Source organism: Stenotrophomonas indicatrix, assembly GCF_002750975.1.
Lineage (GTDB): Bacteria > Pseudomonadota > Gammaproteobacteria > Xanthomonadales > Xanthomonadaceae > Stenotrophomonas > Stenotrophomonas indicatrix.
On the sequence record NZ_PEJS01000001.1, the window covers coordinates 4045788 to 4060218 of the forward strand.

Annotated in this window: 14 protein-coding genes; 7 read left to right on the forward strand and 7 right to left on the reverse strand. The window is 67.8% G+C overall.

All coding sequences use genetic code 11. The features are described from left to right. Positions 1–81: 81 nt before the first annotated feature. From CR918_RS18685 to CR918_RS18695, 3 genes are read right to left on the reverse strand one after another with little or no spacing between them, the layout of a single operon-like run. Entirely contained in the window at positions 82–297 is a 216-nt protein-coding gene (locus CR918_RS18685) for a hypothetical protein (RefSeq protein WP_099844139.1), read from the reverse strand. Beyond that, a complete protein-coding gene (locus CR918_RS18690) occupies positions 294–938 on the reverse strand; it encodes an RNA polymerase sigma factor (RefSeq protein ID WP_099844141.1) in 645 nt (214 codons plus the stop codon). The genes CR918_RS18685 and CR918_RS18690 overlap by 4 nt, the downstream gene beginning before the upstream one ends. A gap of 37 nt (positions 939–975) precedes the next feature. After that, entirely contained in the window at positions 976–1305 is a 330-nt protein-coding gene (locus CR918_RS18695; protein WP_099844143.1) for a hypothetical protein, read from the reverse strand. Positions 1306–1471: 166 nt separating this feature from the next. Between CR918_RS18695 and CR918_RS18700 the strand changes: the two genes are divergently transcribed. From CR918_RS18700 to hemF, 6 genes are read left to right on the forward strand one after another with little or no spacing between them, the layout of a single operon-like run. Continuing rightward, positions 1472–3844, forward strand: a complete 2373-nt coding sequence (locus CR918_RS18700) for a S9 family peptidase (RefSeq protein WP_025878031.1) — start codon at positions 1472–1474, stop codon at positions 3842–3844. Further along, a complete protein-coding gene (locus CR918_RS18705) occupies positions 3841–4260 on the forward strand; it encodes an NUDIX hydrolase (RefSeq protein WP_059065604.1) in 420 nt (139 codons plus the stop codon). The genes CR918_RS18700 and CR918_RS18705 overlap by 4 nt, the downstream gene beginning before the upstream one ends. 30 nt (positions 4261–4290) lie before the next feature. Then, positions 4291–4854 carry a hypothetical protein gene (locus CR918_RS18710; protein ID WP_033832530.1) on the forward strand — a complete coding sequence of 188 codons (564 nt, stop codon included), beginning with the start codon at positions 4291–4293 and terminating at the stop codon, positions 4852–4854. Positions 4855–4891: 37 nt separating this feature from the next. After that, positions 4892–6085 (forward strand): hypothetical protein, encoded by a 1194-nt coding sequence (locus CR918_RS18715; protein WP_099844145.1) that lies wholly within the window; start codon positions 4892–4894, stop codon positions 6083–6085. Between the two features lie 41 nt (positions 6086–6126). Then, positions 6127–7308, forward strand: coding sequence for a hypothetical protein (locus CR918_RS18720; protein ID WP_099844147.1), 1182 nt, complete (start codon positions 6127–6129; stop codon positions 7306–7308). Between the two features lie 10 nt (positions 7309–7318). Next, positions 7319–8215 carry an oxygen-dependent coproporphyrinogen oxidase gene (gene hemF / locus CR918_RS18725; protein ID WP_059065612.1) on the forward strand — a complete coding sequence of 299 codons (897 nt, stop codon included), beginning with the start codon at positions 7319–7321 and terminating at the stop codon, positions 8213–8215. 96 nt (positions 8216–8311) lie between these two features. Here the strand turns inward: hemF and CR918_RS18730 are convergent, their stop codons facing one another. Together CR918_RS18730 and polA are read right to left on the reverse strand one after the other, a co-directional pair. Continuing rightward, positions 8312–8794, reverse strand: coding sequence for a DUF421 domain-containing protein (locus CR918_RS18730; protein ID WP_025878041.1), 483 nt, complete (start codon positions 8792–8794; stop codon positions 8312–8314). A gap of 315 nt (positions 8795–9109) precedes the next feature. Further along, positions 9110–11884, reverse strand: coding sequence for a DNA polymerase I (polA, locus tag CR918_RS18735; RefSeq protein ID WP_049466689.1), 2775 nt, complete (start codon positions 11882–11884; stop codon positions 9110–9112). Between the two features lie 97 nt (positions 11885–11981). Between polA and CR918_RS18740 the strand changes: the two genes are divergently transcribed. Further along, the gene (locus CR918_RS18740; protein WP_025878043.1) at positions 11982–12266 is read left to right on the forward strand and encodes a DUF2782 domain-containing protein; all 285 of its coding nucleotides are present in this window, start codon (positions 11982–11984) and stop codon (positions 12264–12266) included. Positions 12267–12772: 506 nt separating this feature from the next. Here the strand turns inward: CR918_RS18740 and CR918_RS18750 are convergent. Both CR918_RS18750 and rtcA read right to left on the reverse strand, forming a co-directional pair. After that, positions 12773–13219 carry a universal stress protein gene (locus tag CR918_RS18750; protein ID WP_099844151.1) on the reverse strand — a complete coding sequence of 149 codons (447 nt, stop codon included), beginning with the start codon at positions 13217–13219 and terminating at the stop codon, positions 12773–12775. 192 nt (positions 13220–13411) lie between these two features. Next, entirely contained in the window at positions 13412–14428 is a 1017-nt protein-coding gene (gene rtcA, locus CR918_RS18755; protein WP_099844152.1) for an RNA 3'-terminal phosphate cyclase, read from the reverse strand. Positions 14429–14431: the final 3 nt, after the last annotated feature.

The following is a 14431-nucleotide window of genomic DNA, read 5'->3' on the forward strand; positions in this document are numbered from 1 at the left end:
CAGGGTGCGTGGAAGCCGCCGGGCATGGCCCGGCGAGGTGCTGATTCACGCGGTAGCGCCGGGCCATGCCCGGCGGGGCGTTCACCGCCAGAAATACCAGACGCCCATCGCCAGCAACGCGCCCAGCAACACGATCTGCACCACCGCATAGCCCACGCTGCTGTCGCGCGACTCGGACGCAATCCGCTTCTGCAGCGCTTCGCTCACATCCGGCACCTGGTCCTGCCTTACCTGTTCATGCAAGGCCTGCGAGAGCGCACGCTCGTCGGGTTCGCGGGGATCGGCTGGTCGGCTCACAACAGTTCTCCGGCGGTGGCGTGTTTCACCAGCTCCTGTTTCAGGACCTGGCGCGCACGGTGCAGGTGGCTCTTGATGGTACCCCGGGCCAGCCCGGTCACCTGCTCGATCTCGGCCAGATCGAAATCCTCCAGGTAGTGCAGGCCGACGATCAGGCGCTGCGGCGCACTCAACCGCTCCAGCGCCGCGCCCAGTTGCCGGCCGGCCTGCAGCGCCTCACTGAGTTCGGCCGGGCCCGGCCCTTCATCGCCGATACCCAGCTCTTCAGGTACCTCCACCGCCACCATCCACTGCGCTTCCAGCCGCCGCCGCCGCAGGTGCTGCAGCGCGGTGGTGTAGGCCACGCGCGAAATCCAGGTCCGCAACGAAGATTCAAAACGGAACCGGTGCAGCTGGCGGAACACGGCCAGGAAGGTTTCCTGCAGCAGGTCGGCCACCTGGTCGCGGTCGCCGACCATACGCCCGATCACATGCGCGCAGGTGCGCTGATGTGTTTCCACCAACTGCGCGAAGGCCGCTTGCGAGCCGTCGATGATCGCGCCCACCAGGGCGCGGTCGTCCGACCACGCAGAGGGCTCCTCCACGGGGACATTGCGCCGCCGCCCCCGCAGTGCGGCCAGTGCTCCCCCCAGAAGGCTCATGCGGGGGGCGCCCCTTGTGCCCGCAGCATGCGCCGGCTCAGCCCTTGCGCACAGCAGGGCGGGTGAAGTGCCAAGCCAACAGCTGGCCGAGGCCGGCGCTGCCGACCAGCGCGGCGGCGGCACCGAAGGTGAGGTCGCGTGCACCGATGGCTTCCAGCAGCGCCATGGCCAGCGCCAGGCAGACCAGGCTGATGCCCCAGCGCAGGGCGCCCTGGCGGCGGCGTTCCTCCTCCAGCACCGCCAGCGAGCGGATCACCTCTTCCGGTACGTGCGGTGCCACCAGCTTGCTGCGCGCACGCGCATCGGCGATGGCATGGATCGCATAGGCGATGCAGATGAAGAGGGTGATCGGGATGAGTTCCTGCATGTCGTGCTCCTGTCCGGTAGATGATGCGGGTTCAGGAGATTGGATGCGCGGCCCTGCCGACCGGTTGCACCGCTTTGCCGATTCCGCTGCCATGACCTGTGGCCCCTGCCCGGGGCCGGGACGGCTGCTACGCTTGCCCGGTTTCCTCTTCTGGTGCCGTCCGCCCATGTCCCGAGTGCTGCCCCTGTCCCTCCTGCTGTCTGCCGTGCTGGCCGCTCCGGCCGCGCAGGCTGCGCCGACACCGATCACCATCGAACAGGCCATGGCCGACCCGGACTGGATCGGTCCGCCGGTGGAGAAGGCCTGGTGGTCGTGGAACAGCCAGCAGGTGGAGTACCAGCTCAAGCGCAACGGCAGCCCGGTGCGCGACACCTTCCGCCAGCCGATCGCCGGTGGCGTGGCCGCGCAGGTGGCCGATGACCAGCGCGGCAGCCTGGACGTGGCCGATCCGGTGTACGACCGCAGCCGCACGCGCAGCGCGTTCGTGCGCAACGGCGACGTGTTCGTGCGCGACCTGCGCAGCGGCGCACTGACCCAGCTGACCCGCAGCAACGAGCGCGCCAGCGGTGTGAACTTCGCCGCCGACAACGGCGTGATCTGGCGCGTCGGCCAGAACTGGTTCCACTGGACCGCCGCCAGCGGCGTGCAGCAGGTGGCCAGCCTGAAAGCCGAAAAGGATCCCAGCACGCCGCCGAAGGCCGACGTGCTGCGCGACCAGCAGCTGCGCACGCTGGAAACCCTGCGCCGCGACCGCGAACAGCGCGAGGCGCTGAAGGACCAGGACCAGCGCTGGCGCCAGGCCGACCCGACCCGCGCACCGGGTCCGGTGTTCCTGGGTGCCGACGTGGAGATCGTCGACAGCGTGCTGTCGCCGGACCTGGGCCACCTGATCGTGACCACCAAGCCGAAGGACTTCGATGACGGCCGCGGCGGCAAGATGCCGCTGTACGTGACCGAGTCGGGCTATGAGGAAACCGAGGACACCCGTCAGCGCGTCGGCCGCAACGGCTTCGAGCCGCACACTCTGTGGTTCGTGGATGTACGCAGCGGCAAGGCCGAGAAGCTGTCGCTGTCCAGCCTGCCGGGCATCGGCACCGATCCGCTGGCCGAGCTGCGCCGCAAGGCCGGCAAGGACGCACTGAAGGGCGACCGCAGCGTGCAGGTGATGAGCGACTTCATGGGCGGTGGCATCCGCTGGAGCGCTGACGGCCAGCAGGCCGCGGTGATGCTGCGCGCCAACGACAACAAGGACCGCTGGATCGTCAGCGTTGCTGCCGCCGACGGCCGCGTGCAGAACCGCCACCGGCTGACCGACAACGCCTGGATCAACTGGGGCTTCAACGATTTCGGCTGGATGGCCGATGGCCGCACGCTGTGGCTGCTGTCCGAGGAATCCGGCTTCTCGCACCTGTACACCCAGGCCGGTGGCGGCAAGCCGCAGGCGCTGACCAGCGGCAAGTGGGAAACCTCGGCGCCGGTGCTGTCGGCCGACGGCAAGGGCTTCTACTTCCTGTGCAACCAGCAGGCCCCGCATGACTACGAAGTCTGCGCGGTCGATACCGCTGCCCGCCAGGTGCGCGAGCTGACCAGCCTCAATGGCGTGGAAGATTTCTCGCTGTCGCCGGATGGCCAGCAGCTGCTGGTGCGCTATTCCGGCGCCTACCTGCCGGCGCAGCTGGCGGTGGTGCCGAGTACCGGCGCTGGCCAGGCGCGCGTGCTGACCGATACCCGTACCGCCGAGTACAAGGCGCGCCAGTGGATCCAGCCGAAGCTGGTGGCGGTGCCGTCCAAGCATGGCGCCGGCGTGGTCTGGGCCAAGTACTACGAGCCGGAAAACAAGGAACCCGGCAAGAAGTACCCGATCGTGATGTTCGTGCACGGTGCCGGCTACCTGCAGAACGTGCACCAGCGCTACCCGGCCTACTTCCGCGAGCAGATGTTCCACAACCTGCTGGTGCAGAAGGGCTACATCGTGCTGGACATGGACTACCGCGGCAGCGAAGGCTATGGCCGCGACTGGCGCACGGCGATCTATCGCAACATGGGCCACCCGGAGCTGGAAGACTACAAGGACGGCCTGGACTGGCTGGTCGACACCCAGCAGGGTGACCGTGACCACGCCGGCATCTACGGCGGCTCCTACGGCGGCTTCATGACCTTCATGGCCCTGTTCCGCTCGCCGGGCACGTTCAAGGCCGGCGCCGCGCTGCGTCCGGTGGTCGACTGGCACCAGTACAACCACGGCTACACCAGCAACATCCTCAACACCCCGGACATCGATCCGGAGGCGTACCGCGTGTCCTCGCCGATCGAGTACGCACAGAACCTGCAGGACAACCTGCTGATCGCCCACGGCATGATGGACGACAACGTGTTCTTCCAGGATTCGGTGAACCTGACCCAGCGCCTGATCGAGCTGCACAAGGACAACTGGTCGATCGCGCCGTACCCGCTGGAGCGCCATGGCTACGTGCGTGCCGATTCCTGGCTGGACCAGTACAAGCGCATCCTCAAGCTGTTCGAGCAGAACCTGAAGTGAGTGCTGCCGCGGCCACGATCCACATCGTGGCCGCGGTCATCCTCGATGACCGTGGCCGGGCACTGGTGGTGCGCAAGCACGGTGCCAGCCGCTTCATCCAGCCAGGCGGCAAGCCCGACCCGGGCGAGGCACCCCTGCAGGCACTGGCACGCGAACTGGACGAGGAACTGGGTGTACAGCTGCACACCGCTTCGGCCATCGCACTCGGGAGTTTCGAGGACTGGGCGGTGAACGAGCCCGGCCATCGCGTGCAGGCGCAGGCCTGGCGGGTGTGGATCGAAGGTGAGCCGTGCGCGCGTGCGGAGATCGCCGAACTGGCCTGGGTGCCGCTGCAGCCGCCGCACGGCCAGCCCTTGGCACCCTTGAGTGAACACCATATCCTGCCGGCGGTCGCTGCCCTGGCGACGGCCCGCTGACCCGGCGGGCATCGCTCACCCGGACAACGGATGTCAGCTTCGATTCCCTCGATTCCAGCACCTGCCCCACCGCCACCCAGCAACTGGGTCGGCGCAGTGGCGCAGGGCTCGTTCTGGCTGAGCCTGCTGGTCACCCTCTATTTCCTCGCGCAGGCGCTCATGGCCGCGGCACTGGCCCGCACCGGGTTCTGGACCACGCTGGTGACACTGGCATGGGAACAGCAGCTCGACGGCAGCCTGTGGTGGATGCTGAAACACCCGGCGGCCACCTCGCTGCTGGTTGCCCTGCTCTGCCTGTTCTCGACCCTGGCCAGCTGGGGCCTGTGGCGCGAGCGACGCTGGGGCCTGTGGGCCTATGTGTGGATGCTGGGCCTGAGCGCGCTGGCCAACTTCGTGATCGCCTGGTGGATGGATCGCCTGCTGCTGGTGTTGATCGCGCTGCTTGCCAGCGACCCCACGGCGCAGCATGAGCTGCAGGTGCAGCGTGTGCTGTTCACCTTGACACTGGTCGGCACCTCGGTGCTGTTCGCGGGGCTGCAGGGCTGGCTGGGTTGGCGCCTGCTGCGACCGGACATCCGCTGCCGCTTCCGCTGACTCCCCTCCCGCGTTCCGCCTTCGACAAGGATGTCGCATGCCTGCCCTGCTCCGGATGCTGCTGACCGTCACTGCGCTGCTGCTGGCCACCCCGCCGGCGCCGGCCGCAGCCTCCGCTTCCACGCCCGCGCCGCTGCGATGTGGCCGGTACGTCAATGCGCAGAATGATGCCGCGCTGGTGATCGACTCGCACAACCGGGGCCGTCGCCTGGCGACGGGCTTTGATCTCGAATCGCTGCAGATCGAACGCGATGGCAACGGCCTGGTGCTGGTCAACCTGGATGACGGCGTGGCAACAGCGCTCACTGCCAGTGCTGATGGCAGACGCATCAACGACACGCTGCAGGACTACCAGCTGCGTGCACCGGCGGTCTGCCAGCCGGTGGCCGTGAACGCCGCCGGCAGCTGCCTGGCCGATGCGAACCGCTGCATGGCTCGCCTGCACGCGGCGACGCCGCCGCAGCTGCTGACCGCCTGCCAACAGGGCGTGGGCGCGGCCTGCAGCGGCCTGTTGCTGGGCTACGTGGACGATGCGCTCCTCGCCGCCGCGTCTGCCAAGGGCGTAGCGCTGGCTACCGCCGCATCGGCGCCCTGCACCACCGATGCGGAGCGCGAGGAGGTGCTGACCTGCCGTGATGCCCGTCGTGACGCGTTGGCCGCCGCCGTGGCACAGGCCAGCGGCCAGGCGTTCGCCCGTGGCATCGATCCAGCGTGGGTGGAACTGCCGGCGGCGCAGCGCGACCAGTTGCAGCAGCTGTGCCTGCAGCAGCGCGCTGGCCGCTTCTGCACCGAAGTGGCCGAGCAGCAGTTGAATGCGCGCGATCCGCAGGCGGCCGTGCAGGCGTTGCAGGTGGTCTGCGACAGCGGTCGCGACAGCGCATGCGAACGGGTCGAGCCCCTGCAGGCACTCGGTGCCGCGCTGCGCCTGGTCGATGCGACCGAGCCGCCCTGTGGCCTGTACCGGGCCGACGGCGGCACGATCGATGCGGTTGCGTTCGGCGACGATGGCCACGCGACGATCGGTAGCCAGCGCTCGCAGGTGCGACTGCTGGACGGTGCCATCCATCTGCGCAATGACCACGGCAGCGATCATGTGCTGCGCCTGCTGGCCAATGGCGACCTGCTGGGCATGGATGCCTGGACCGGCTACCAGCGTTACCAGCGGCAGCCGGGTGCTGTGCGCTGCAAGGCTGCGCCCACCCGTGATACCGCACCGTCTGCCCGCCGATGATGACCATCGTTCCACGTACCGTTTCTGCAAGGAGTTCCTGCATGCCCCCCTCCACTGCCCACCGCGGCCACCTGTCACGCGGGTGGATCGCCGCGCTGCTGTTGTCGCTCGGCCCGGCAGCATCCGCGCAACCACTGCTGTGCGGCACCTTCAAGGACGCTGACAGCGGCACCCGGCTGACGGTGGAAAGCCCAGTGCAGGGCTCCCGCCTCATCCCCGGCGCGGCCCCGGAGCCCTACAACCTGGAGCAGCTGGAGGACGTGCTGATGCTGGCCAACCTGGCCACCGGCGACATCGAGGTCCTGCAGATCATCGACGAGGGCCACGCGCTGGCCGGCGAAGAGCGTTACTACACGCTGGAAAGCACGGCGGTCTGCCAGGCGTCACCGGTGTTCGCAGCGGGCAGCTGCCGCGCCGATATCGCCAGCTGCATGGATGACATGGCAGTGGCCGGACCCGAGCGCTGGCGGCAGTGGTGCCGTGAAGGCGTGCCGGCCGGCTGCAATCGCTTGATCGAGGATTATCGCAGCGACGCCCGCAATGCCCTGGTGCTCGACATCGCCCTGGCCAGCAATCGCGAGGAGCCTGCTGAACCTGCGGCATGCCAGCGTGGCAGCACGGACGTCGACGCAGAAGCATGCAAACAGGCCGAAGCGGTGGGCCGGGTCCGTGATGCGGCCTGGGCGTTCTCGGTGGCGCGAAGCATCCCGCGCGACGTGCCGCTACCGGCAGCGCGGCTGGACGAGGTCAGCATGCTGTGCCGCAAGCATCCCAGTGCCAGTTCCTGCCATGCCGCGGCCGTGGCGCTGTGGGCATCGGCGCGCCTGCTGCCGGCCCGCGATGCCCTGCAGCTGGCCTGCAGCATCGGTCGGGACCCGCAGGCCTGCAGCAGCGTCGCGCCCTTGGCCGCACTGAGCAGCGCAGACCTGGTCATCGTGGACGTGGCCACGCTGCCCTGCGGCCGCTATGCGGCGCAGGGCCACTCCCTGGTGTTCGGCGACGACGCCCAGGTCAAGGTCGATGCGTCCGGCAGGCAGCCGGCGGTCATGCGCGAGGGCGCCATCCGGGTGCGGAACGAGGAAGGTGAGGACCACGTGTTCTGGCAGCTGGCCAATGGCGATCTTGTAGGCAACGACCGTTGGGCCCGCTTCGCCCGCTACCAGCGTGACGGTTCGTCGCCGACCTGCGGGGCGCGTGCCAGCGCAGGCACGGCGCTGCGGTAAAGTACGCGCCATGAACGAATTCGAGCGCGTGCGCGCCTACCTCACCGACCTGCAGGACCGCATCTGTGCAGCGATCGAATCCGCAGATGGCCGGGCACGCTTCCAGGAAGATCTGTGGCAGCGCGCCGAAGGTGGCGGTGGCCGCACCCGCGTGCTGCGCGATGGCGCGGTGTTCGAGCAGGCCGGTATCGGCTTTTCCGATGTGGCGGGCAGTCGCCTGCCGCCGTCGGCTTCGGCCAACCGGCCGGAACTGGCCGGTGCCTCGTGGCGCGCCACCGGTGTGTCGCTGGTGTTCCACCCACTCAACCCCTACGTGCCGACCACCCACGCCAACGTGCGCTTCTTCCAGGCCCAGCGCGACGGCGAGGTGGTGGCCAGCTGGTTCGGCGGTGGCTTCGACCTGACCCCGTTCTACCCGTTCGACGAGGACATGCAGCACTGGCATCGGGTGGCGCGCGATCTGTGTGCACCGTTCGGCGACGAACGCTACGCCGCGCACAAGCGCTGGTGCGATGAGTATTTCTTCCTGCGCCACCGCAATGAGACGCGCGGTGTGGGTGGTCTGTTCTTCGATGATCTGCACGGCGATTTCGAACGCGATTTCGCCTACCTGCGCGCGGTCGGCGATGGCTTCCTCGATGCCTACCTGCCGATCGTGCAGCAGCGCAAGGACACGCCCTACGGCGAACGCGAGCGCGAGTTCCAGCTGTACCGCCGCGGCCGCTACGTCGAGTTCAACCTGGTCTACGACCGTGGCACGCTGTTCGGCCTGCAGAGTGGCGGGCGCAGCGAGAGCATCCTGATGAGCCTGCCGCCGCGGGTGCGTTGGGAGTACGGCTTCAGCCCCGACGAAGGCAGCGCCGAAGCACGCCTGGCCGATTACCTGGTGCCGCGCGACTGGGTGTGATGTGTGGCGCCCACAGCGGTCGAGCAAGCTCGACCACTACCGGGACCGGGCCGAGGCGACAGGCGGTCGGGCAAGCTCGATATCGACCGCACCCGCTCAATCGTCCTTGCGCTTGGGAATGATGGTGATGTGGCCGTTGGTTTCCAGCAGTGCCAGTTCCACTTCTTCCACGCCGATGCAGCTCTGCTGGCGCATGGCGACATCGAAATCGGCGCGGCTGACCAGCTCGCGCCGCAGCACACTGTCGAAGAGCTTGCCGTTGCGCGCGATCACCACCGGTTCGCCCTCGATCAGCCGTTCCATGCGGCGGCTGCGGGCGGTGATCCAGCCTACGCCATAGTTCAGCAGGATCAGCGTGGCGGCCAGCAGCAGGCCGCCGGCCAGCGAGGTGTCGGTGCCCAGCAGTGCGTTCTGCACCGCGTTGCCCAGCAGCACGATCAGCAGCACGTCGAACGGGGTGACCTGACCCAGCGCGCGCTTGCCGCTGAGCCGGACCATGCCCAGCACGACTGCGTAGACCACCACCGCGCGCAGGATGAATTCCCACCACGGCATCGCCAAGTCGAACAGATCGGGCATTGCGGGTTTCCCTGCTGGGCGGTGGCCCAGCGTGGCGCAGCAGCGCACAAATAAAAAGCCCCGCTGACCAGGGGGAGGTCAACGGGGCCGGGGAACGGGCGCTTGGGGAGGAGCCCCCGTTCCGAGATCTGCTCCAGGGGATGGGAGAGATCCACGACAGGCATTGCGCCTGTCGGGAGTTATAGAAGCACTCCGAACACTAACGGTTCGTGAAGGGGCCCAATTTAATAAGCACCCATCAGGGAAACATTCATGTTTGAGTCAGAAACATCATGCAAATGAACGAATTCACGGCGTTTTCGGCCTGAATGCGACTCAGTGCGCCTCATCCCAATTGCTGCCGGTACCGGTATCGACCACCAACGGCACCCGCAATTGTGCCGCTTGCGACATGCGCTGCACGACATTGCTACGCAGTTCTTCGATGAAACCGGCCTCGGCTTCGAACACCAGTTCATCGTGCACCTGCAGGATCATCCGCGCCGGTGCGCCGCTGTCACGCAGCCATTTGTCCACATCGACCATGGCGCGCTTGATGATGTCGGCGGCGGTGCCCTGCATCGGTGCATTGATCGCCGCACGTTCAGCGCCAGCACGCAGGCCCTGGTTACGTGCATGAATGTCGTTCAGGTACAGCCGACGACCGAACAGGGTCTCCACGTAGCCCTGCTCGCGGGCCTGCTCGCGCATGCGCTCCATGAAGTCACGCACGCCCGGATAGCGGCTGAAGTACAGCGCCACGTAATCCTGCGCCTGGCCGCGGTCGATGCCGAGGTTGCGGGCCAGTCCGAACGCACTCATGCCGTACATCAGGCCGAAGTTGATCGCCTTGGCCGCGCGACGCTCGTTGCTGGTCACTTCTTCCAGGGTGCGGCCGAACACCTCGGCGGCGGTGGCGCGATGCACGTCGGCGCCCTGCTCGAAGGCCCGCACCAGGCCCGGGTCTCCGGACAGATGCGCCATGATCCGCAGCTCGATCTGCGAATAGTCGGCCGCCAGCAGCTGGAAGCCTTCCGGGGCGATGAACGCACGGCGGATGCGGCGGCCATCCTCGGTGCGGATCGGGATGTTCTGCAGGTTCGGATCGGACGAGGACAGGCGGCCGGTGGCGGCACCGGACTGGTGGTAGCTGGTGTGCACCCGGCCGGTTTCGGAGTTGACCATCTCCGGCAGCTTGTCGGTATAGGTGCTGCGCAGTTTGGCCAGGCCACGGTACTCGAGGATCACCCGGGGCAGCTCGTGCTGCTCGGCAATCGCCTCCAGCGCCTCTTCGTTGGTGCTGGGCTGGCCCTTGGGGGTCTTCACCACCGCCGGCAGCTTCAGCTCGTCGAACAGCACCGCCTGCAGCTGCTTGGGCGAATCCAGGTTGAAGCTGCGCCCGGCCAGTTCGGTGGCCTTCTGCTGCGCGGCCAGCATGCGCGAGGACAGGTCCTGGCTCTGCCGGCGCAGTTCGTCGGTGTCGATCCGCACGCCATTGGCTTCGATGCTGGCCAGCACCGGCACCAGTGGCATCTCGATGCTGCGGTACACGCTGTCCAGGGTCGGTTCGGCCAGCAGCTGCGGCTGCAGCGCGTGGTGCAGGCGCAGGGTGATGTCGGCGTCTTCGGCGGCGTAGCGGCCGGCCTCGTCGATGCCTACCTGCGAGAACGAAATCTGCTTGGCGCCCTTGCCTGCCACGTCCTCGAACTTGATGGTGTTGTAGCCCAGGTAACGCAGGGCCAGCGAATCCATGTCGTGGCGGGTGGCGGTGGAATTGAGCACGAAGCTCTCAAGCATGGTGTCGTCGTGGTAGCCCTGCACGTCCACGCCATGGCGGCGCAGCACGTGCAGGTCGTACTTGCCATGCTGGCCCAGCTTCTTCTTCGCCGGGTCCTGCAGCACCGGCCGCAGCGCATCGAGCACCTGTGCCAGCGGCAACTGTGCCGGCGCGCCGGGATAATCGTGGCCGACCGGGATGTAGGCGGCCTTGCCCGGCTCCACCGCCAGGCTGATGCCGACCAGGCGCGCGCGCATCGCATCCAGTGCGTCGGTCTCGGTGTCGAAGCTGATCAGGTCAGCCTGCTGCACGCGCGCAACCCAGGCCTGCAGCTGCTCGGTGGTCAGCACGGTCTCGTACTCGCCGGGCGCCGACAGCGCCGGATCGAGCTCGCCGACGGGCGGCGCTTCGGCGCTGCCACGGGCAAAGCCGGCGGCGGTGCCACGCAGGCTCGGCGTCGCGTCGTTGGCCACTGCAGGCGCCGGTACCGGCCCGCCCAGCTCCTTCAATGCCTGGGTGAAGCCGTAACGCAGGTACAGCTCGCCCAGGGTGGGCACATCCGGATCGCGCAGGGCCAGCGTGGTCGGGCTGGCGTCCAGCGCGACGTCGGTGCGGATGGTCACCAGCTCCTTGTTCAGCGGCAGGCGCTCCAGCGCGGCGCGCAGGTTTTCGCCGATCTTGCCCTTCATGGTCGGCGCCGCTGCCATCACCCCGTCCAGATGCTGGTATTCGGCCAGCCACTTGGCGGCCGTCTTCGGCCCGCACTTCTCCACGCCGGGCACGTTGTCCACGGTATCGCCCATCAGCGCCAGCAGGTCGACGATCTGGTCGGCGCGCACGCCGAACTTGTCCATCACCGCCGCGTCCGAATCCATGCGGCTGCCGGTCATGGTGTTGACCAGTTCGATGCCCGGCCGGACCAGCTGGGCGAAATCCTTGTCGCCGGTCGAGATGGTGACCTTCAGGTCCTGTGCCACGCCCTGCAGGGCCAGGGTGCCGATCACATCGTCGGCCTCCACGCCGTCGATGCGCAGGATGCTGATGCCCAGCGCCTCGACGATGCGGCACATCGGCTCGACCTGGCTGCGCAGTTCATCGGGCATCGGCGGGCGGTTGGCCTTGTACTGGTCGTACAGGTCATCGCGGAAGGTCTTGCCGGGGGCATCGACGACGAAGGCGACGTAGGCCGGGCGCTCCTTCAGCGTCGAGCGCAGCATGTTGACCACGCCGAACAGCGCGCCGGTGGGCTCACCCTGTGCATTGGACAGGGGCGGCAGCGCGTGGAACGCGCGGTACAGGTAACTGGACCCGTCGATCAGGACTAATCTGCTCATGTGTCGATTCTACGCGCCTGTTCCTGCATCGCGGCGACACGGCAGCGACGCGGCGTTGGGGCATAATCAAGGCTCTTTCCAGGCAAAGGCCCCGCCGATGAAGACCCTGATGCTGGCTTCCCTGCTCCTGCTTGCTGGCTGCGCCAGCATGGGCGGCGCGGGCGCTCCCCCGGTGGACGTCAAGGGCGCCGATGTTTCCAAGCGCACGATGGACAACGGCGACACCATCGAGGAATACCGGGTGTCCGGCCAGTTGCGCATGGTCAAGGTGACGCCGGCACGCGGCGCCCCGTTCTACATGTATGACAAGAACGGCGATGGCCGCTTCGACAATGACAAGGATGGCGTGTCGCCGGTGTACTGGAAGCTGTACAGCTGGTGATGTGGCCGGGGTCGGATCCCTTTCCCCGGGAAAGGGCTCTGACCCCATCAAGGCGATCGGCACGGCCCTATCCACGCATGGCGTGGATCTACTGGGCATTGCGGTGGCCCTATCCACGCATGGCGTGGATCTACTGGGCATTGCGGTGGCCCCATCCACGCATGGCGTGGATCTACTGCGCATTGCGGTGGCCCCATCCACGCATGGCGTGGATCTACTGGGCATTGCGGTGGCCCCATCCACGCATGGCGTGGATCTACTGGGCATTGCGGTGGCCCCATCCACGCATGGCATGGACCTACTGGGCATTGCGGTGGCCCCATCCACGCATGGCGTGGTTCTACTGGGCATTGCGGTGGCCCCATCCACGCATGGCGTGGATCTTTGACGGTGAACTGGAGTAGTTCCACGCCATGCGTGGATGCTCTTCGGGCCGCCGATAAAAAACAACGCCGGCGCGCATCCTGCGGCCGGCGTCGGGTCCCCTCCCCGGGAACGCTTCCGTATCAGCGGATGACCAGCACCGGCAGCGTGCTGCGCGCCAGCACCTCGGCGGTCTGGCTGCCCAGCAGCACGCGGGTGACGCCGCGGCGGCCGTGCGAGGTCATTACGATCAGATCGCTGTTGCGCTGGCCCGCCGTCTCGATGATGCCGTCGGCCGCGTAGCGGTCCAGCACATGCACCGGATTGGCGGCGATGCCCTGCTCGGCCGCCTTGGCCAGGGCCGGCTGCAGCACCTTCTGCGCGCCTTCCTCGCGGTCGGCCTTGTACTCCGGGCTGTTCATGTAGCCCACGCTCCAGCCCATGGCGTCGTACATGCCGACGGCCCAAGGCTCGGAGACGGTGACGATGTCGACCTCGGCGTTGAGGTCCTTGGCCAGCTCCAGGCCCTTGGCCAGGCCCTTGTCGGCCAGCTCCGAGCCATCGGTGGCGATCAGGATGCGCTTGTACATGGTGGGGCTCCGCGGTGATCCAGCCAGTGGGAACGACACCATTACACAGCCTGTGTGGAGATCGTGCCTTGCGCAGGATCAATCCGGCAGCGCGCAGCGATGCCTGCGCAGCGCGGCATGATCGGCCGACGCGCCCAGGATCGACAGGCGACTGGAATGCTCCGGTAGCGCCGGGCCACGCCCGGCGGGCACTCAGGCCTGCACCGTCACCCGCCAGCCACCGTCGTGCGGCTGCCAGTCGAATTCCACCGGCAGGAACTTCTCGATCAACCGCGCATTGCTGACCAGGTGATCGCTCAGCACGTGGGTGGTGAACGCGCCGCCGCCTGCCAGCGCCATCGGCAGCAGCAACTGGTCGGACAGGTACTCGCCAACAGCACCGGTCCCGTCCAGGTACTGCTTGACCTGCCCGGCCAGGCGCGCCCCGACCTGCTCGGCGGAGACACTGCGCTCGCCGTGGCCGCTGAACACCTCCACGTGATCACCATGACGCACGCGCACCAGGGCGACGTTGCCCGGTCCCAGCGCCGGCCGTATCGACTGCACGTTGCGCGGGTGCGGGTCCACGCCCAGCGTCTCGGCCAGTACCTGCAGTTCGCGCAGACCGATGCCGCTGGACAGGCCGGACATCAGCACCTGTGCCTCGATCGCCTGCAACGGTGCACGCACCTCCAACGACGGCGGCTGCAACGCCGCGCACGGCTGCACCTGCACCTCCATCACGCCGCCACCGGCTGGATGGAAACCGTGCTGCAGCAGCTGCATCGACGCCTGCACGCCCATCCGGCCCAGCGCCGGCAGATAGCTTTGCGCGATGAAATCCGCGCTGGGTGCCAGCGGATTGTGGGTACCGCCTTCCAGGCGCAGCTGCGAGGGCCCCTGCGCGCGCCACAGCGCGGGGAGCACGGTCTGCAGCACCAGCGTGCCCGAGCCGGCGCTGCCGGTCGCGAAGTGGTAGGTGCCGGCGCTCACCCGCCCCGGCTCGAAACGCAGCGAGGTAGCGCCCAGTTCTGCACCGTGCACACAGGCGTTGCCGACCCGCGCCGCAGCGTTCACCGCGGTCAGGTGCTGGCGCATCAACCCCGGCTTGCGCCGGATCGCGCGGATGTTGTGCAGCGTGAAGCCGGTGCCGGTGCACAGGCTCAGGGTCAGTGCCGAGCGCAGCAGCTGTCCGCCTCCGTGCCCGCCATCCAGTTCAATCATGTCCATCTG